Origin of the sequence: Aeromonas sp. s2 (assembly GCF_040907935.1) — a bacterium.
Lineage (GTDB): Bacteria > Pseudomonadota > Gammaproteobacteria > Enterobacterales > Aeromonadaceae > Aeromonas > Aeromonas dhakensis.
On the sequence record NZ_JBFOCR010000005.1, the window covers coordinates 310,169 to 328,459 of the forward strand.

17 protein-coding genes, 5 tRNA genes and 1 pseudogene are annotated in these 18,291 nt (G+C 64.5%); 14 read left to right on the forward strand and 9 right to left on the reverse strand.

Annotated elements, in window-relative coordinates; genetic code table 11:
- The first annotated feature begins 84 nt into the window (after nt 1-84).
- The 3 genes and pseudogenes from hxpB (at nt 85) to AB5Y81_RS02865 (ending at nt 1,211) form a co-directional block, all read left to right on the forward strand.
- Nucleotides 85-744, forward strand: coding sequence for a hexitol phosphatase HxpB (hxpB, locus tag AB5Y81_RS02855; RefSeq protein ID WP_017764382.1), 660 nt, complete (start codon nt 85-87; stop codon nt 742-744).
- Nucleotides 745-752: 8 nt separating this feature from the next.
- Nucleotides 753-875, forward strand: a pseudogene (locus tag AB5Y81_RS02860) (hexitol phosphatase HxpB); the annotation flags it as partial.
- A gap of 132 nt (nt 876-1,007) precedes the next feature.
- Nucleotides 1,008-1,211 (forward strand): CPXCG motif-containing cysteine-rich protein, encoded by a 204-nt coding sequence (locus AB5Y81_RS02865; protein WP_005301298.1) that lies wholly within the window; start codon nt 1,008-1,010, stop codon nt 1,209-1,211.
- Between the two features lie 85 nt (nt 1,212-1,296).
- On the opposite strand, the gene AB5Y81_RS02870 is transcribed toward AB5Y81_RS02865, so the two are convergent.
- Complete coding sequence (locus AB5Y81_RS02870; protein WP_005301301.1) at nt 1,297-1,908, reverse strand: riboflavin synthase; 612 nt, start codon at nt 1,906-1,908, stop codon at nt 1,297-1,299.
- Between the two features lie 131 nt (nt 1,909-2,039).
- On the opposite strand from AB5Y81_RS02870, the gene AB5Y81_RS02875 reads away from it, so the two are divergent.
- The 7 genes from AB5Y81_RS02875 (at nt 2,040) to AB5Y81_RS02905 (ending at nt 4,420) form a co-directional block, all read left to right on the forward strand.
- Nucleotides 2,040-2,246, forward strand: a complete 207-nt coding sequence (locus tag AB5Y81_RS02875; RefSeq protein WP_005301307.1) for a YaeP family protein — start codon at nt 2,040-2,042, stop codon at nt 2,244-2,246.
- A gap of 146 nt (nt 2,247-2,392) precedes the next feature.
- Complete coding sequence (locus AB5Y81_RS02880; protein WP_017764378.1) at nt 2,393-3,772, forward strand: MATE family efflux transporter; 1,380 nt, start codon at nt 2,393-2,395, stop codon at nt 3,770-3,772.
- A 161-nt stretch (nt 3,773-3,933) separates the two neighbouring features.
- Nucleotides 3,934-4,010, forward strand: a tRNA-Val gene (locus AB5Y81_RS02885).
- 12 nt (nt 4,011-4,022) lie between these two features.
- A tRNA-Val gene (locus tag AB5Y81_RS02890) sits at nt 4,023-4,099 on the forward strand.
- 16 nt (nt 4,100-4,115) lie between these two features.
- A tRNA-Val gene (locus AB5Y81_RS02895) sits at nt 4,116-4,192 on the forward strand.
- A 37-nt stretch (nt 4,193-4,229) separates the two neighbouring features.
- Nucleotides 4,230-4,306 (forward strand) — tRNA-Val (locus AB5Y81_RS02900).
- A 37-nt stretch (nt 4,307-4,343) separates the two neighbouring features.
- Nucleotides 4,344-4,420: transfer RNA gene (locus AB5Y81_RS02905), tRNA-Val, on the forward strand.
- Nucleotides 4,421-4,555: 135 nt separating this feature from the next.
- Here AB5Y81_RS02905 and AB5Y81_RS02910 read toward each other — a convergent pair.
- Nucleotides 4,556-6,994 carry a DNA polymerase II gene (locus tag AB5Y81_RS02910; RefSeq protein ID WP_279485539.1) on the reverse strand — a complete coding sequence of 813 codons (2,439 nt, stop codon included), beginning with the start codon at nt 6,992-6,994 and terminating at the stop codon, nt 4,556-4,558.
- A 195-nt stretch (nt 6,995-7,189) separates the two neighbouring features.
- Between AB5Y81_RS02910 and AB5Y81_RS02915 the strand changes: the two genes are divergently transcribed.
- The 3 genes from AB5Y81_RS02915 to AB5Y81_RS02925 all read left to right on the forward strand — a co-directional run bounded on the left by AB5Y81_RS02915 (nt 7,190) and on the right by AB5Y81_RS02925 (nt 9,665).
- Complete coding sequence (locus AB5Y81_RS02915; protein ID WP_005301341.1) at nt 7,190-7,684, forward strand: prolyl-tRNA synthetase associated domain-containing protein; 495 nt, start codon at nt 7,190-7,192, stop codon at nt 7,682-7,684.
- 203 nt (nt 7,685-7,887) lie between these two features.
- A complete protein-coding gene (locus tag AB5Y81_RS02920) occupies nt 7,888-9,126 on the forward strand; it encodes a GGDEF domain-containing protein (RefSeq protein WP_167385357.1) in 1,239 nt (412 codons plus the stop codon).
- Nucleotides 9,123-9,665, forward strand: coding sequence for a GNAT family N-acetyltransferase (locus AB5Y81_RS02925; RefSeq protein WP_252600415.1), 543 nt, complete (start codon nt 9,123-9,125; stop codon nt 9,663-9,665). Before AB5Y81_RS02920 ends, AB5Y81_RS02925 begins: the two co-directional genes overlap by 4 nt.
- A 52-nt stretch (nt 9,666-9,717) precedes the next feature.
- On the opposite strand, the gene AB5Y81_RS02930 is transcribed toward AB5Y81_RS02925, so the two are convergent.
- The 4 genes from AB5Y81_RS02930 to AB5Y81_RS02945 all read right to left on the reverse strand — a co-directional run bounded on the left by AB5Y81_RS02930 (nt 9,718) and on the right by AB5Y81_RS02945 (nt 14,078).
- Nucleotides 9,718-10,578, reverse strand: coding sequence for a PA4780 family RIO1-like protein kinase (locus AB5Y81_RS02930; RefSeq protein ID WP_005301346.1), 861 nt, complete (start codon nt 10,576-10,578; stop codon nt 9,718-9,720).
- A 110-nt stretch (nt 10,579-10,688) separates the two neighbouring features.
- Nucleotides 10,689-11,684, reverse strand: a complete 996-nt coding sequence (locus AB5Y81_RS02935) for a lauroyl-Kdo(2)-lipid IV(A) myristoyltransferase (RefSeq protein WP_368146538.1) — start codon at nt 11,682-11,684, stop codon at nt 10,689-10,691.
- Between the two features lie 170 nt (nt 11,685-11,854).
- Entirely contained in the window at nt 11,855-12,844 is a 990-nt protein-coding gene (gene lpxM / locus AB5Y81_RS02940) for a lauroyl-Kdo(2)-lipid IV(A) myristoyltransferase (protein WP_017764371.1), read from the reverse strand.
- Between the two features lie 253 nt (nt 12,845-13,097).
- Nucleotides 13,098-14,078 (reverse strand): TDT family transporter, encoded by a 981-nt coding sequence (locus AB5Y81_RS02945; RefSeq protein ID WP_019840565.1) that lies wholly within the window; start codon nt 14,076-14,078, stop codon nt 13,098-13,100.
- A 99-nt stretch (nt 14,079-14,177) separates the two neighbouring features.
- Here AB5Y81_RS02945 and AB5Y81_RS02950 point away from each other — a divergent pair, with 99 nt between their 5' ends.
- On the forward strand, nt 14,178-15,086 hold the full coding sequence (locus tag AB5Y81_RS02950; protein WP_279484311.1) for a LysR substrate-binding domain-containing protein: 909 nt from the start codon (nt 14,178-14,180) through the stop codon (nt 15,084-15,086).
- Between the two features lie 123 nt (nt 15,087-15,209).
- Here AB5Y81_RS02950 and AB5Y81_RS02955 read toward each other — a convergent pair whose 3' ends face one another.
- The 3 genes from AB5Y81_RS02955 to AB5Y81_RS02965 all read right to left on the reverse strand — a co-directional run bounded on the left by AB5Y81_RS02955 (nt 15,210) and on the right by AB5Y81_RS02965 (nt 18,192).
- On the reverse strand, nt 15,210-16,199 hold the full coding sequence (locus AB5Y81_RS02955; RefSeq protein WP_279484310.1) for a Gfo/Idh/MocA family oxidoreductase: 990 nt from the start codon (nt 16,197-16,199) through the stop codon (nt 15,210-15,212).
- Between the two features lie 33 nt (nt 16,200-16,232).
- Nucleotides 16,233-17,078, reverse strand: coding sequence for a deoxyribonuclease IV (gene nfo, locus AB5Y81_RS02960; protein ID WP_211029716.1), 846 nt, complete (start codon nt 17,076-17,078; stop codon nt 16,233-16,235).
- 160 nt (nt 17,079-17,238) lie between these two features.
- The gene (locus AB5Y81_RS02965; RefSeq protein ID WP_279484309.1) at nt 17,239-18,192 is read right to left on the reverse strand and encodes a LysR family transcriptional regulator; all 954 of its coding nucleotides are present in this window, start codon (nt 18,190-18,192) and stop codon (nt 17,239-17,241) included.
- Nucleotides 18,193-18,291: the final 99 nt, after the last annotated feature.

The window sequence follows — 18,291 nt, forward strand, 5'->3', positions numbered from 1 at the left end:
CCAGCGCAAGGGGCATGGCAATGCCCCTTTTGCATTGAGGCACCTTGTTTATAATCCCCCCTTCACCTATGTCAGGAGTACAAGATGTTAACTGCTGTGATCTTCGATATGGATGGAGTTCTGATCGACTCGGAACCCTTTTGGCAACGGGCCCAGATGGCTGTCTTCTCCGAGCTGGGCCATCCCCACACGGTGGAAGACTGCGAATCGACCATAGGCGTGCGCATCGATCAGCTGGTCGCCCACTGGTATCGGTTGCGCCCCTGGAGCGGCCCCAGCCAGGAAGAGGTGGTGCAGCGCATCCTGGATCGGGTCAACGCCCTGATCCTCTCCGAAGGTCAGGCCAAGGCTGGCGTGCTGGAGGCACTCGACCTCATCGAGGCGCAAGGCCTTAAAATCGGTCTGGCCACCTCCTCCCCCTTTGCCATGGTGGAGGCCGTGCTCGGCAAGCTCGGCATTCGCGATCGCTTCCTGGCGGTGCACTCTGCCGAGGTGGAGCGCTTTGGCAAGCCGCACCCGGATGTCTATATCCACGCCGCCGAGAAGCTGGGAGTCGAGCCGGTGCATTGTCTCGCCATCGAGGACAGCTTTACCGGTCTGCTGGCGGCCAAGGCGGCCTCCATGACCGCGCTGATTGTGCCGGACCCGGCGCTGGTGGGTGACCCCCGTCTGGCCATCGCCAACCATCAGCTGCGCTCGCTCACCGAGCTGGATGCCCAGATGCTGACCAGCTGGGTCAAGTAAACGACAAGCAGGCGCTGATCGTTCCCATGTACCCGGCATTGGTGGGTGACCCACGCTTGGCCATTGCCAATCATCAGCTGCGCTCGCTCACCGAGCTGGATGCCCAGATGCTGGCCAGCTGGGTCAAATAAACCACGCTCTGGCGGACTGACCTCCTGCCTCCCTTGATCCCGGTCATGATCGTGCGCTTGCTCGCGGTCAGGCAGGTGCGATCCAGCTAGAATCTGGGGAGAGAGGCGGCCCACGGGCCCGAGGAGGTCATCATGATCGAGTACACCAGCAAGCGCATCGTCTGCCCCCATTGTGGCCATCATACCCGGGTCGAGCTGGATGCCAGCCAGGGGGATCAGGAGTTTTATGAGGATTGCATGGCCTGCTGCAACCCCATCCACCTGCGACTGCACCGGGATGAGGCGCGCGACTGCCTGCAACTCTTCGTGGATGCTGACGACGAACAGATGTTCTGAGTCGCCCTGACAGGGGATAGCGCAAAACAAAGCGGGGCCCACTGGGCCCCGCTTTCCTTTTCGCCTAAGCGGCCGCCTCTGCGCCTTATTGGCGGGCCGCCAGCACCCGCTCCACCGTGTCGACGATGGCCTGGGTCTGGGGGTCAATCTCGATGTTGGTCTGCCAGCCAGCCTTGACCCAGCCGAGGTTGGTGCGGGCCAACGTTTCGGGGATCAGGTTGACGCAAAATTCGCAGCCGCGCACCTCGCCCACGGTAAGGCTGATACCGTCGATGCCGATGTAGCCCTTGGTCAGCACGTATTTCATCAGCGTTGGGGCCAGGCGATACCACACCTGCCGGTTGTTGGGGGTATCGATGACCGAGATAACCTGCGCGGTGCCCATGATGTGGCCGGACATGGCGTGGCCGCCAATCTCGTCGCCAAAGCGGGCAGCACGCTCCACGTTGACCTTGTCCCCCAGCTGCAGCTGGCCGAGGTTGGTGAGGCGCAGGGTCTCCTGCATCAGATCGAAGCTGACCAGATCTCCTTCGACCCGGGTGACGGTCAGGCAGCAGCCGTTGTGGGCCACGGAGGCACCCAGCGCCAGCCCCTCGCCCCAGGCCGGGCTCGGCATGCGGATCACGTGGGTACGAAAGTTGGGCAGCTCCTCGATGGCCACCAGTTCGGCGGTCCCCTGCACTATGCCGGTGAACATGTCTCGTCTCCTGCTACGAAAAAAGGCAGGGTAACCTCGCCGCGCACCCCAGACAAGCGCAACCGCTGACAAGCAGGCGGCCGATCGCTATAGTGACGGCATTCAAACCAAGTGCTGACAAGGAAACAAAAATGCAGGTATATCAATGCTGTGAGGCCATTCGCATCGCCTACAACCAGATTGGCTCCGGTGAGCAGGGCTATGTGCCGCAGGCCATCGCCGCCACCATCAGGGCGCTCAACGCCGTGGCATCGGACGAGCGGGTGCCGGCGGATCTGCGCGAACAGGCCGCCTACGCCGCCGCCAACCTGCTGATCAGCGATCACGAAGACGCCTGATCCCGGGCTTGCACCAATCGTTTCGTCCCGGATGAATTTCAGGCTAGAATGACCCCCCCGCACTTTGCACTCCCGCTTCTGGAGTGCAAAGGCTCTTCCCGATACCCGCTCTTTTTACGCTTTATCTGATCCACTCGGAGGTGTCAGTGCAACGTTATTGGTCCGAGGCGAGGCAACTCGTTCGTCTAGCCAGCCCCATTCTGGTCGCCCAGGTGGCCCAGATCGCCATGAACTTTGTCGATACCGTGATGGCGGGACAGGTCAGCGCCGTCGATCTGGCCGCCGTGTCGGTGGCCTCCAGCTTCTGGTTGCCGGTGATCCTGCTGGTGCAGGGCATCATCATGGCGCTCACCCCCATCGTCTCCCAGCTCAATGGCGCCCGCAAACGGGACGAGGTGCGCCCGGCGGTGCACCAGGGCTTCTGGCTGGCGCTGATGGTCACCCCCATCGCCATGGTGGCGCTCTATTTCAGCCCGCTGGCGTTGCAGTTCATGGAGGTGGATCCCGTGATGGCCGCCAAGACCACCGGCTACCTGCACGCCATCCTGTGGGGCCTGCCCGCCTTCGTGCTGTTCCAGGTGCTGCGCAACTTCAGCGAGGGGCTCTCCCACACCATGCCGACCATGGTGATCGGCTTCGTGGGGCTGGCGGTCAACATCCCGGCCAACACCATCTTCATCCACGGCCTGTTCGGCATGCCGAAACTGGGTGGGGTCGGCTGCGGCGTGGCCACCGCCATCGTGCTGTGGGCCATGCTGCTGGCGATGATCGTCTATGTGAAGCTCTCCCGCCACTTCAAGGAGATCAACCTGTTCGCCCAGCTCGCGCGCCCCAATGGCAGCCGGATCTGGCGCCTGTTCCGGTTGGGTTTCCCCATCGCCATGGCCATCTTCTGCGAGGTGACCCTGTTTACCGTGGTGGCCCTGATGCTGGCCCCCTTTGGCGCGGAGACGGTGGCGAGCCACCAGATAGCGCTCAACTTCTCCAGCCTGGTGTTCATGCTGCCGCTCTCCATCGGGGTGGGCGTCACCATCCGGGTCGGTCACAGCATCGGCGAAGGACTGCCTGATCACGCCCGGGTCGCCGCCCGCACCGGCCTGATGCTGGGCATGACGGTGGCCGCCGCCACTGCCGCCCTCACCGTGCTGCTGCGCGAGCAGATCGCCACCATCTACACCGAAGACCTGCAGGTGATCACCCTCGCGGCCACCCTGCTCTTCTTCGCCGCCATCTACCAGATCTCCGACTCGGTACAGGTGGTGGCAGCCGCAGCCCTGCGCGGTTACAAGGATACCAAGGCGATCTTCTACGTCACCATCGTCGCCTACTGGGGACTGGGGCTGCCCACCGGCATGATCCTGGGCCTGACCGACTGGGTGGTACCGCAGATGGGACCCCAGGGCTTCTGGGTCGGCTTCATCGTCGGCCTCACCTCCGCCGCCCTGATGCTGGGTACCCGGCTGCGCTACATCTATGGTCGCTTTGCCAGCCCGGAGGCCTGCAGCGCCCTCTCCAAGGCGCAATAAGGGGAAACTCGCCTGCAAAATCAACAGGCTGCGCAAGAACTGGGCAAACAGTCTCCTTTGTGCGTGCGGCCTGTTGACAGCCTTGGGGGGCATGGGTAGTATGCCGACCACGCCAGCAGTGCTGGCGGGATAAAACGGGTTTTCAATCCGGTTTATGAAGTGGGTTTATAGCTCAGTTGGTTAGAGCACTACCTTGACATGGTAGGGGTCGTTGGTTCGAATCCAATTAAACCCACCACTTTTCCGCGATGCGTCCTTAGCTCAGCTGGTTAGAGCACCACCTTGACATGGTGGGGGTCGGTGGTTCGAATCCACTAGGACGCACCATCCGGAACACTGTTATGCGTCCTTAGCTCAGCTGGTTAGAGCATCACCTTGACATGGTGGGGGTCGGTGGTTCGAATCCACTAGGACGCACCATAACAGTTTGAATAAATTGCAGATATGAATTTGATGTGGGTTTATAGCTCAGTTGGTTAGAGCACTACCTTGACATGGTAGGGGTCGTTGGTTCGAATCCAATTAAACCCACCACTCCCCTGCAATCACACAAAGTCGCCTTGCGCACCCTGCGTCCTTAGCTCAGCTGGTTAGAGCATCACCTTGACATGGTGGGGGTCGGTGGTTCGAATCCACTAGGACGCACCAGATTTGAAAAGCCCGCTCCTCGAGCGGGCTTTTTGCATTTCTCTTCTCTGACGATCCATGCTTTCCCCTCTCATCAGCCCCTCTTGACCCGCTGCGGCCATTGTCGAGCCATGGCCGAAGCGTTCCCTTGCCCAATCAGAAGAGATCGAGCTGCTGGCCGCAGATCCGCTCGAACGACTCGCCGATAAAGGGGAGGATGGCATCGGCGATGGGTTTGAGCTGCTTGTCGATGTAGTGCTCGTAGTCGATGGCGCTGCGCCGGTATTCGAGCGGCTCGGGGCCATTCAGGGTCACCAGGTAGGCGATGGAGCCCCTGTGCTGGTAGCGCTGGGGCAGACCGCGGCGCAGGTTCTCCTCGTCCGCCAGGCGCGCCGCCCGCACGTGGGGCGGCACGTTCTTCTGGTACTCCTCGAGTTTCTGGCGCAGCCGTTTGCGATAGACCAGCAGCTCGTCGTGAAGGCCGGCGCGGGTCTCGTCCACCATGGTGCGCACATAGCCGCTGGGATCCTGGTCGTGAAACACCATCTCGTAGAGGCGGGTCTGGAACGCCTTGGCAAGGGGCGTCCAGTCGGTGCGCACCGACTCGAGCCCCTTGAACACCAGCTGCTCCTCTTCACCTGCCTGATGGCCTGCCACCAAGCCCGCATAACGCTTCTTGCTCCCCTTCTCCAGCCCGCGAATGGTGGGCATCAAGAAGCGGCGATAGTGGGTCTCGTACTGGATCTCCAGATAGCTCGGCAAATCGAACTCCCGCTTGATCAGCGCAGTCCAGTTGTCGTTGATCATACTGGCCAATCGCCGGCCGATCTCGTCCGCCTGGGCGGGGCTGGTCTCGCGCCCCAGGTGGACGAAGGTGGAGTCGGTGTCGCCATAGATCACCTCGAAACCCTCCCCTTCGATCCACTCCCGGGTCTGCTGCATGATGCCGTGACCGCGCAAGGTGATGGAGGAGGCAAGCCGCGGGTCGTAGAAGCGGCAGCCCCCCGAGCCCAGCACCCCGTAGAAGGAGTTCATGATGATCTTGATGGCCTGGGAGAGCGCCTTGTTGCTGGCCGCCTTGGCTCTATCCCGCGCCGCCCACAGGGTGGCGATGAGATCCGGCAGGAAGTGGCGCTCGCGGGAGAACAAGGCGCCGCGAAAACCCGGGATGGCATGGTCGGGATGCTGCAGCCCCTCGATGAGCCCCATGGGGTCGATGCAGAAGGTGCGGATGATGCTGGGATAGAGGCTCTTGAAATCGAGCACCAGCACGTGGCGATAGAGCCCAGGTTTGGAGTCCATCACATAGCCGCCTGGGCTCGCGAGCCCCCCATCGGCGGGCAGGTTGGGGGCCACGTAGCCGCCGCGGTGCAGCCGTGGCAGATAAAGATTGGTAAACGCTGCCACCGAGCCCCCTACCCGGTCGAGCTCCAAGCCAGTGAGGGAGGCGCGCTCGATGGCAAAGGGGATGAGGTGGCAGTAGTCGAAGATCTCCCACACCAGCTTGCAATCCTCCAGGTTGTAGCGGGCCAGCGCCTCCTTGTCGGAGTGGAACAGCTCGGTGATCTTCTCCCCCCGGTTGGCCACGTCCTCGATGTCCTTGCCGCGGCCGAGCAGCTCGCTCGCCACCGCATCCAGGCTGTAGCTGGGGAACTGCCAGGTGGCGCTTTTGAGGGTATCTATGCCGTCCAGCACCATGCGCCCGGGAATGATGACGCTGCCGCTCTGGGGGTCGTTGCGCGACGAGCGCCAGAAACAGAGCTCGTGACCACGGCCGAGTCGCAGCCGCCGCTTGTTGAGCTCGGCGCGGCGCAGCAGCAGGCGAAAGTCGAAGTTGACCACGTTCCAGCCGATCACCAGATCCGGGTCGTGCCGCACAAACCAGCGCTCCAGCGCACTCAGCAGGGCGCTCTCGTCCGCCACCCACTCGACCTGGGTACCCCAGCTGTCAGCATCGGCCTCAGGCGTACCGATCATGATGACCCGCGCATCCTCTTCGCTATAGAGCCCCACCGAGAAAAGCGCCCCGTCCATGGCGCACTCCACGTCCAGCGACACCCAGGAGAGGGTCGGCGTCACCGCCTGGGGCGCGCAGCGCGCCTCGTTCACCTCCCAGTAGCCCTGCTTGCCCCCCTTCTTGCGCGCCCGCCCCTCGAAGCGCACGCCGGCGGTGATGAAACGCTCCATCAGGAAGCGCTCCGGCAGCCGGATATCCGCCTCGAAGTGCTCCAGCCCGCGGATGAGCAACAGCTCGATGGCGCGGTGAAAGGCGCTCAGGGTGGCAAAATAGCAGCCCACCACGGCGCGACCGTCGAAGGTGTGCATGGGCAGGCGGCGAAACCGCCCGCTCACCCCGGCCCCCTTGAACAGCTCCGCCGCCTCCGCCATATGGCTCTGCGGCAGGAAGAAGACCGGCTCCTGCCCCGGCACCACCACCCGTACCGGCCCCTGCTCGCTCCAGAGCCACATCACGATCTCGGTGCGCTCCGGCTGTTCGCCGCGGCCGCGCACATCCCGCCCGTGACGGGTCAGGATAAAGCCGTCGCGCGGCGGGGTAACGGGAGGGATGGGGGGGTGGTCGGTCATGCCAGTCATCGGGATCAACATAGGTGTGGGACTATTGTACGTTCATACAGTGCTTTACTGCAATTGGCACGCCAGGCTGCCATTACCACGCAGGCTGCCAGGGGCGGCGCAAACTGGTATGCTCGGCCAGACGGACACGCGCTGCCGGTGGCAGTGGTGTTCGCCCATCGACTCACCCCGCTCGTCAGCCAACATCAGGAGGTCATGGTGGCGCTTTATTCTCTGCTGGATCAGCTGGCCATTCCCTATCAGCGCATCGATCACGCCCCCGTCTTCACCTGCGAGGAGGCCAGCCGGCTGCTGCCCAACCTGCCCGCCGCCAAGACCAAGAACCTCTTCCTGCGCGATCCCAAGAGCGAACGGCTGTTTCTGGTGGTGACCCCTGAGCAGAGCAGAGTCGATCTCAAGGCGCTGGCGAGTGCCCTTGGCGTCAAACGGCTGAGCTTCGGCTCGCCCGAGCGACTGGAGGCGGTGCTTGGCCTCACTCCGGGCTCGGTCACCCTGCTCGCCATGGTACGCGACAGAGAGAGCGCGGTGGAGCTGGTGGTGGATGAGACGATTTGGCAGGCCGAGCGGGTGCAGTGCCACCCGCTGGTCAATACCGCCACCCTGCTTATTCGCCTCGACGACGTGCGCCGTCTGCTGGCCCACCTCGGCCGGGAAGCCACCGTCATGCGGCTGCCGGTGGTGGTCGACTGAGGTCGACGTGTGCGGGGGATGGCCCTTCGTCACTCCCCGCCCCTGATTAATCGTGTCAGCCGCCGGCAACTGGTGGTGTTGGCACTATCCTGCCCAGACCATCCAAGCCATTGCTCAGCGGCACAATTCATGCTGTGATCCGCCCCAGTCACCCGGCCCTGAGACCACAGCGCCGTTACCGGCAGGAAGAGCCCACACCCTTGATGCAGAGTCTGTTTTCCTCGGCCCAGTTGCTGAGCCTGGTGCTGTTTGTCAGCCTGTCCCACGTCGGGGTCGCGGCCATTTTCGCCTACCTGTGGCATACCCAGCGACCGCTGCGCGCCCTGCTCTACTGGTCGGCCAGCGAGCTGGCCATCGCCGCCGCCTTTGGTTGCCTGCTGCTGCGCCCCCTCACGGGGGAGACATCCCTTGCCAATATCCTGCTCACCAACCTGCTGATCATCGCCACCCCGCTGCTCTATGAGCGGGGCCTGCGCCACTTTTTCCGGCGCGAGGCCGACCGCTTCGGCTGGCTCTGCCCGCTCCTCGCCCTCGCCGGCTTTCTGCTGTTTGCCCTGGTGGCCTCGCAGCAACCGCTGGCCGATGTGCACAGCCGGATCATAACCCTCTCCGGCGTGCTCTCGCTGCAGATTGGCCTGCTGCTGTGGCAGCTCTGGCGCTACCAGCGGCTGGCCCCCGCCTACCGGGTGCTGCGCTTCGCCATCCTGCTGCTCGCCTTGCAACTGGCCCTGCAGCTGCTCAGGATGGCCAAGCATCAGTGGTGGCCGGAGTCGGCCGCCTCCAGCCTGACCGACCCCCTGCTCGGCCCGGTGATCTTGCTCAGCCTGCTCTTTACCATTGCCCGCAGCTTCATCCTGCTGAGCCTGGTGCACACCCGCCAGCAGCAGGCCATGCTCGCCACCCAGCGCGAGCTGGAGCGGCGCGCCAACCAGGATGCCCTGACCGGACTGGACAGCCGCCACCATTTCGAACAGCAGCTGGCGGCGCGGGCCTGCCGCAGCGCTCGCCCCTGGCAGCTGCTGCTGATCGATCTGGACAACTTCAAGCAGATCAACGACAACCACGGCCATCCCGCCGGCGATGCCATGCTGCGGGCGGTGGGCCGGGTGATCCGGGAGAGCCTGCCGCCGGCGGCACTGGCCGGGCGCCTCGGTGGCGACGAGCTGGCGCTGCTGGTGATGGAGACGCCGCAGACGCTGCCTGGCTACTGCCACGCCCTGCAGCAGGGGGTCACCGAGGCCACCCGCCCGCTGGCGGGCGGCCCCATCGGCCTCAGCATGGGGCTGACCTCGCTGCAGACGGGAGAGAGCTTCGAGCAGGCCTATCTGCGGGCGGATCAGGCGCTCTATGCCGCCAAGCAGAGCGGGCGCATGCGCGCCTGCATCCGCGAGGCCCACCACAGCGAGCCACGCCTGCTGCAAGCGGCAGAGCTGCACCCGTGACAGCCGTCATCGAGTGTCGGGCCGCGCAACCTGCCGATGCCCCCGCCTACCGCCGCTACGTGGCCGAGTGTGGCGCCGCCGGCCTGCCCCTCTATCAGGTGGCGCAATTCGACCCGGATCAGTGGCTGCAGGACCTGCTCGCCCACGCCGCTGGCGAGCGCCTGCCGCCGGACTACCCGCCCACCACCACCTACTTTGCCCTCGAGGGGGAAGAGATCCTCGCCACCTTGCGCCTGCGCCACGGCGACAACCCGGCGACCCGCCAGTGGCTCGGCCACATCGGATACGAAACCCGCCCCTCCCGCCGCGGTGAAGGGGTGGCTCGCACCCTGCTCGGCTGGCTGCAACGCCATGTTCTGAGCGAACCCGTGCTCATCAGCTGTGACGAGGCAAATCCCGCCTCCCTCAAGGTCATTGCCGCCGCCGGCGGGCAATGGCTGGATCGTCGCTACCATGCCGGCGATCGCTGCTGGGTGAACTTTTACCAGATCCAGCCCCACCCCGCCCGCCAGCAAGGCGCCGCTGACTCGCAGCCATAAAAAGAGCGCCCGCAGGCGCTCAGTCGTCTCTTGGTTGCAAGGAGCCTGGGCGTCAGTAGCCCTCCTCCTGCTCAGCTCTCAGCCGCGCCTGGCGGGCCAGGGCCTCCTCCTCGGCGCTCTCGATTTCGTGCAGTACGGCGTCAAGATCCACCCGCTCGTTGCTCTCTTCGAACAACCCGGTCAGTTCGCTGTCGGGGGTGAGCTTGCCATCTTCATAGAGGGCCCACATCTCTTTGGCGTAACGGGTCTTGAGCAGCTCGGGGGCATACATGCCGTAGTAGTTGCGCATGTTGTCGACGTCCCGCTCCAGCATGGACTTCGCCTGGTTGTTGGCGGCGGCATCCACCACCTGGGGCAGGTCGATGATGACCGGGCCCTCTTCATCCACCAGCACGTTGAACTCCGACAGGTCGCCGTGAATGAGGCCGGCGCAGAGCATGCGCACCACGTAGCGGATCACCCTGGCGTGGTCGGCCAGCGCCTGTTCGCGGCTGAGGGCCACGTCGTTGAGGCGGGGCGCCACGTTGCCATCGGCATCGGTCACCAGCTCCATCAAGAGCACGCCGTCGAGGCAGACATAGGGCCGCGGCACCCGCACGCCGGCGGCGGCCAGCTTGAACAGGGCATCCACCTCGGTGTTCTGCCACACCTCTTCGTGCTGCTTGCGGCCGTACTTGGAGCCCTTCTCCATGGCGCGGGCATCGCGGCTGCTACGCACCCGGCGCCCTTCCTGATAGACCACCGCCTGCTTGAAGCTGCGCTTGGCGGCCTCCTTGTACACCTTGGCGCAGCGGATCTCGTCGCCGCAGCGCACCACGTAAACATCGGCCTCTTTGCCGCTCATCAGCCGGCTGATCACCTCGTCAACCAGGCCGTCGTCAACCAGAGGTTGGATTCGATTTGGAGTTTTCATGCCCGCCCTTTCACCCTGTGTGCGCCCCCGAAGATAGCCTCTTCCGGTGCGCTTGCCTATTCCAGATTGTGCCGTGTCACCGGCGCCCGGGCGCCGGTCCTTCCATTGCGTCAGTTTTCGGGGGGCAGGTCGCCGCGGATCCGCTTAATGCCCTCTTCGTAGAAGCCCTCGTGCCCCTGGGGATGCTCCATGGTCTCGAAGATCTTGAGGAACCACATGTACTGCTCCGGGTGCTGGCGCAGCTGCTGCTCCACCATGACGTTCATGGCGCGAACGTCGGCCTCCAGATCGGTGCCGGGATAGGGTTCGAAGGGGGCCTCGATCTCCAGCCGGTAGCAGCCCTCCTCCTCGTCATAGCAGGCGAGGATAGGCACCGCCTTGGCGCCGGTCAGCTTGACCAGCTTGGGCAGGGCCGGCAGGGTCGCCTTGGGGTGGCCGAAGAAGGGCACGAAAATGCTGGCCTCACGGCCGTGATCCTGATCCGGCAGGTAGAAGAAGCTGGCACCGCCGCGGATCGCCTTGATGGCCGGCTTGATGCCGGCACTGCGCTCATACACCTTGCCCCCCTTGGCCCGCTCGCGGTTGATGTACCAGTCGAAGACCTGATCCTTGGCGCTCTTCATCATGGTGCACATGGACATGCCCCGGATGGCGAAGTAGCGGCCTATCATGTCGACCGCCCAGGTGTGAGGCACCACCAGGATCACCGGCCTGCCGGCAGCCTGCTCTGCCTCGATGTGCTCCCAGCCGCGCACCTTGATGCGGCCGGCCAGGTGATCGGCGCTGCGCAGGGTCAGTTCGGCAAAGCCCATGAAGGTCTTGAGCCCCACCCGGATCGATTTCAGCAACAGGGCCTGGCGGCCCGCCTCGTCAAGTTCGGGAAAGCAGATCTTGAGGTTGGTGTCGGCGATATAGGCCTGCTTCCTGGACAGACGCAGCAGGGGGGGAGCCAGCCGGTCGGCCAGCCGGTCACGCAGGCCATGGGGCAGCAGCCCCAGCAGGCAGAGCAGGCCGAGCGCCAGCCAGCTGCCCCACCAGCGCGGATGGAGCAGACGGGGATGAAATGAGGTGTCGAAAACCGGATCGTGTGAGGACATGGCCGCCATCAAGTCATAGAAAATAAACGGTTATTTTAATTATCCTGACAAAATTTTCCACTTTGGGCTGGCGCGGGCCCGGTTGGGGCGGGCGCCGGCTCGACTGCTCGCCTTGCCAGCCGGCAGAGTGCCAATAAAAATGGCCCCGCAGGGCCATGGTACCAACAAGGAATTGCTCATCAGGAGAGCGGCTGCAACCCGCGGCGGATCCGCTGGATCCCCGCCTCGTAGCGGCCATCCAGCCCGACCTGATCCTCGCGGGTGTCGAAGATCTTGAGAAACCACATGTACTGGCCCGGATCCCGGCTGAGCTGCTGCTGCACCATGTCGTTCATCCGGCAGGTGTCGGCCATCACATCGTCGGTGGGATAGTTGTCAAAGGGGGCGTCTATCTCCAGCCGGTAGCAGTGATGCGCCTCGTCATAGCAGGCCAGCAGCGGCACCGCCTTGGCGCCGCTCACCTGTACCAGTCGCGGCAGGGCCGGCAGGGTTGCCTTGGGCTGACCGAAGAAGGGGGCGAAGATGCTCTTCTCGCGACCATGATCCTGATCCGGCAGATAGAAGAAGCTGTTCCCCTCCTTGATGGTGCGGATCACCGCCTTGATGCCGGCGCTGCGCTCATAGACGCGGCAGCCATTGCGGGCACGGGCACGGTTCAGATGCCAGTCGAACACAGGGTTGCGCGCCCGTTTCATCATGGTGCACATGGGCACCCCGCGTCGGGTGAAGTAGTAACCGGCCGCGTCCACCGGCCAGCTGTGGGGCACCACCAGGATCACCGGTCTGCCGGCCGCCTGCTCCGCCTCGATATGTTCCCAGCCAGTGACCCGCATCCGCTTCATCAGATAGGCGGGACTGCGCACCGAGAACTCGCCAAAGCCGAGCAGGCTCTTGAGGCCGACCCGGATAGAGGTCATCAGGATGGCGTCGCGCTCGGCCTCGCTCTTTTGCGGGAAACAGAGGGCCAGGTTGGTTCTGGCGATGTAGACCTGCTTTTTCGAGATGCGAAACACCAGCGGCGCCAGGGCGGCGGCCAGCCGATCGCGCAGCCTCACCGGCACGAAGGCCAGCAGCATCAGGACGCCAAGCGCCAGCCAGCTGAACCAGTAACGCGGATGCAGGAATCGGGTCTCGAAACGAGAGTCAAACACGGGATCATGGGAAGACATGGATGGGGTCAAGCATGGGAAAGGGAGCTGCATTGTATTCATCCTGACAGGTAATACCAGTTAAATTCATCATGGCTTTGGCGAAGGAGCCACCCCGGTCGGGACCAACAAAGCGGGCGGGTTTGCGCAGGCAAGCCCATAAAAAAAGCGCCCCACCCGAGGTGGAGCGCCTTGTCGTCATCTGTTCGGTGGCGTCCGTCTTGTGCGGACCTGCTCACCGGACCCTTTATCCCGGCCCTCTTGCGGCCATTTCCTAGCGACGAACCATGCCGGATGCCAGCTCGTCGCTGCCCAGCGGCAGGAAGAACATCAGGTAGCGCAGGGCCACGTAACCGACGATCAGGGTGGCGGCGCCCAGTTCGAAATGGGCCAGCAGCCGGATCTGCTCGACGTACTCGGCTGCCTGGGGCCACTGCTCGACCAGATGGCTCACCTTGAACAGGGCGGTGGCACCGATCACCAGCGGGAAGGTGAAGGCGGCGTAGCCCGGCGAGAACGGCAGACGCAGCAGCTTGATGAAGGCCAGATAGATGATGCCGGTCATCAGCACGGCGATCCCCAGCAGCACGGCTACCAGCAGCAGGGAAGGTTGCTCGCTCACGGTGAGGTAGCCGGCCAGTGACAGGCTGGCGGGCGCCGCGAGGATGGCGATGGTCGGTTTGGCGGCATCCGGCACTTCATGGCTGAAGATGAGGCGATAGAGCATCAGCGGCAGCATCAGGCCGTAGCAGAGCATGCCGAACCAGAGCAGGCCGTTGGCTAGCGCGGCGTATTGGCCGCCCGGAAAAGCGACGTCTGCGACTATGATCCCCACCGGCGGCACGAACCAGCTCGGCACCATGTGGTGGATTTCAAACTGTTTGGCCCGATGCCAGACGAAGGTGGCCAGGAACCCCAGGTGCAGCAGCACGGCAAACAGCCAGAGCCCCTCCCCCAGACCGGCGTTGAGCATGCCGACCGCCTTGGAGACCACCATGGTGCCCATGGCATAGGTGGGCACCACGCTGCCGACCACCGGGTGAGCCAGATCCTGCCACAGCAGGCGCGGGTGCAGCAGAAACTTGAAGGTCAGGATCACCAGCAGCACGGCGGCAACGGCGGCGCCCAGCAACTGCAGGCGGCCATCGAAGTGACCGGCATTTTCCCAGCACCAACCGAGACTGGCGATCCCGAGCGCCAGTCCTGCCATGGGGGTCGGAGCAGCGGCCAGGGATTGACGGGTTCTTGCGATCATGTCTGAAACCTCATGTGAGAGACGATGGGCATAGGATAATGAGCGGCCATCGTTTACGATATCTAAATGAATTAAATCAATCGTTCAGGATTTCCAAACATGAAGCTGACCCTGCAACAACTCAAGGTCTTTGCCACCATCGCCCGTTACGGCAATCTGGGGCTGGCCGCCAATGAACTGTGCCTGAGCAAGGGCGCCGTCTCCCAGTCGTTGCAGGAGCTGGAGCGTCAGCTCGCCACCCCGCTGTTCGATCGCATTCACCCCAGGCTGCAGCTCAACAACGAGGGACGCCTGCTGCAACCGGCGGCCGAAGAGCTGCTGACCCGGATGCAGGACATCGAAACCCTGTTCAGCCCGGATGCCGAACCGAGCGGCCAGCTGCGTCTGGGTGCCAGCCAGACCATAGGCAACTACCTGCTGCCGGCCCTGCTCGCCACCAGCAAGCAGGAGCTGGGACAGCCGCCCCGCGTCACCATCACCAACACCCATCAGCTCTGCCACCTGCTGGCCAACTTCGAGCTGGATCTGGCGCTGATCGAGGGGGAGAACCACCACCCGGATCTGGTCAGCGAGCCCTGGCTCCACGACGAGATGCTGATCGTGGCCCAGCCCGCTCACCCCCTCGCCGGCCGCCATCGCCTCTCCCTCGCCCAGCTGAGCGACGAGACCTGGGTGCTGCGCGAGCCCCAGTCCGGCAGCCGCGAGCAGTTCGAGCAGCAGATCCAGCCCGAACTGCCCCGCTGGCAGGCGGGGCTCGAGCTCAACACCCTGGAGGCGGTGATGCTGGCGGTCGAGAAGGGGCTCGGCATCTCCTTCATCTCCCACCTGGCGGTGACCGATCGGCTGCAGGCGGGCCGTCTGATGGCCCTGCCCCTCGCCCGCCGCTTTCCCCGCCAGCTCTCCCTCATCTGGCACCGGCAGAAGTATCACTCTGCCGCCCTGCGCCGCTTTCTGCAATTTTGCCGCGCCCAGGAGGATGTGTTGCCCAGCCAGATCAGCAGCACCTGAGCCAATGGGATGATCGGGCAGCCTATTGCCCGGCATGGCCCTTGCCGCCAGGTATCGGCAGCAATAGCAGCAATAGAAGAGGGAGAGCCCTGGCTCTCCCTCTTGGTCATTCGGCCTGGTGACTCAGCGTTTAGCGGGCTGCAATCCCCGCTCGACCCAGCCCAGCACCTGTCTGGTCAGTGCCTGCGGCACCCAGGGGGAGTCGGTCATGCCCGCCCTCACGCAGGCGGCAAAGTGATCCGCCTCGTGCTGCATGCCACCGCCCGCCACCGGCAGCGCGATGTCGTGGGGCCAGGCCGGCAGAGGGTCACCACCAAGCCAGACGATCTGCTGGGGGTTCCACCACTTGCCCACCAGCTCCAGCGCCCAGCCGGGCCCGGACAGCCAGGCCGACTTGTCGAGATCCTCGACGATGGAGGCCACCAGCTCGGCCTTGAGCGGGCCGGCAAAATCAAAGCGGGCGGCTTCATCCACCTCGCCCTCACGGCGAGACAGCGTGACCTCGGGCTCACCCGCCGCCAGCCCCAACTGGTGACAGAGGGCGGCATAGAGCCAGAGCGGGTAGACCCCCACATCCCAGGCGGCGCCGCCATCCAGCGCCGGATCGAACAGCTTGCCGTCCCGCGTCTGCACCGAGCCGAAGGCAGCCTTTAGCCTGTCGGGGGCTGGCAGGGCCGACAGGCGCCCCAGCAATGCGCGCATGGCGGGGAAGCACATCACCTTCATCGCCTCCATCAGCAGCAGGCCCCGCTCGGCGGCGAACCGCACCAGCCGGTCCCAATCTGCGACGCGAGTCACCGCCGGCTTTTCCACCAGCACGTGCTTGCCCGCCAGCAGCATGCGTTCGATCAGGGCGGCGTGCTCCGGGTGGATCACCGCCACGTAGACCGCCTCCACCAGGGGATCCGCCGCCAGCGCCTGATAGCTGCCATGGGCGTGGGGCAAGCCCTGCTCGTCGGCAAAGGCCTGCGCCCGCACCTGATCACGGGCGGCGATCGCCACCACCCGGCTGCCACTGGCGTGTCCGTTCACATCCTGACAAAAACGGCGGGCGATGGCCCCCGCGCCGGCAACGCCCCAGCGCAGCGGCTGTTCGCTTGTTCTCTCTTGCATCCCTGTCTCCTTATGCGCTCTGCCGGTCAATCATCATGCCTGCGCCAGGCTGCGCAACCAGCGGATCTCGTCGCCCCAGATGGACTCGTCGATGGTCTCCAGGATCAGCGGAATGTCGTCGAAACGCTGATCATTCATGATGTGATGGAACACCGCCTCCCCCAGGTTCCCCTCGCGCAGGCTGTGGTGGCGGTCGACCCGGCTGCCGAAGGTGCACTTGGCGCCGTTGATATGCATCCCCTTCAGATACTGGAAACCCACCGTCCGGTCGAACTCGGCAAAGACGGCGGCACAACTCTCCGCGGTGCGCAGATCGTAGCCGGCGGCAAAGGCGTGGCAGGTGTCAAAGCAGATGCCAACCCGGCTCTTGTCTTCCACCCCGTCGATGATGGTGGCCAGGTGCTCGAACGACCAGCCGAGGTTGGTGCCCTGACCGGCGGTGTTCTCGATCACCGCCGTCACTCCTTCGCTGCGCTCCAGCGCCCAGTTGATGGATTCGCTCACCAGCTTGAGGCTGGCCGCCTCCGGGATCTGCTTCAGGTGGCTGCCCGGATGAAAATTGAGGTAGCAAAGCCCCAATTGCTCGCAGCGCTTCATCTCGTCCAGAAAGGCATCGCGGGACTTGGCGAGGCCATCGGGGTCGGGATGACCCAGATTGATGAGGTAGCTGTCGTGGGGCAGGATCTGCTCGGGGCGAAAGCCCCCCTTCTCGCAGGCCAGCTTGAAGGCGCGAATGCTGGTCTCGGAGAGCGGCGCCGCCTGCCACTGGCGCTGGTTCTTGGTAAACAGGGCGAAGGCGTTGGCCCCGATGGCCTGGGCGCGGGCGATGGTGTTCTCCACCCCGCCGGCCGCACTGACGTGGGCTCCGATAAATTTCATCACATCTCCTCTGCACTGTTGCTGGGGCCGGCCACACCGCAAAGGGGCGGCCAACCCGTGTGGGGCGCCATTATGCCAAGCCACCCGGCCGGCGCCAAACCGGGATTGTCGATGGCAGCCATAGAGAGACCCGCCGCAGGTGGGGATTGGCGTCAAGCCATCAATCGGCTGCGTCCATCCCTGCCCGCGTCGCCAGGCCATCGCGCGGGCCGTCGGGGCCCAGCGCTGACGCCAGGATGCCGCTCAGCCACTGAATGAAGGCCTGCACCCTAGGGGCCAGCTGACGGCGATGGGCATAGAGGGCGTGAATGGGCAGCGGGGGCGCCTGCCACTTTGGCAGGATGGCCACCAGCTCGCCGCTGGCCAGCAGTGGCTCCACCCCGACTCGCGGCTGCTGGATGATGCCAAGCCCGGCCAGCGCCGCCGCCAGATAGGATTCGCTGTCGTTCACCGTGAGCGCCCCGCTCATCGCCAGCACGGCGCGCGAGCCATCCGCCTGCAGATACTCAAAACCGCTCTCTCTGGGCCCGCTGCTGCTGCCGTAGTGCACCAGCCGATGGCCGCTCAGCTCGCTCAGGCTGCGGGGCGTCCCATGGCGGGCCAGATAGGCGGCGCTGGCGCAATTGATCTGGCGGTAGTGGCCGAGGGGGCGCGCCACCAGGCTGGAGGGCTCAAGCGCCCCGACCCGGATCACGCAGTCAAACCCCTCCCGCACCAGGTCGACCCGCCGGTCCGTGCTGCTCAGCATCAACTGCAAGGCGGGATGCGCCGCCAGAAAAGTGGGTAGCGCCGGCATCACCAGATGGCGGGCCATCCGGCCCGGCATGTCCACCCGCAGCTGGCCGCTCAGCTGCCCCTGCTGGCGAAACAGCCCGTTGAACTCCTCCATGTCCGCCAGCAGATCCTGACAACGGGCATAACAGAGCCGGCCATCCGTGGTCAGCTGCACCCGCCGGGTGGTGCGCTGCAGCAAGCGGGTGCCCATCTGCTCCTCCAGCCGGCGGATGGCCGCCGAGAGCGTCGCCTTGGGGATCCCCAGCTGTTCGGCACTGCGGGTAAAGCTCTCCAGCTCCGCCACCCGTACAAACATCCTCATCGCATCCAGTTGATCCATGGCGCCATTGTCTCGCTAATCGGAACAGTGCATTCATTATCGCCTTATTTATCCAATCAACAACGGGCAATAGAGTGATCACACCGGCTCATCCCGAGC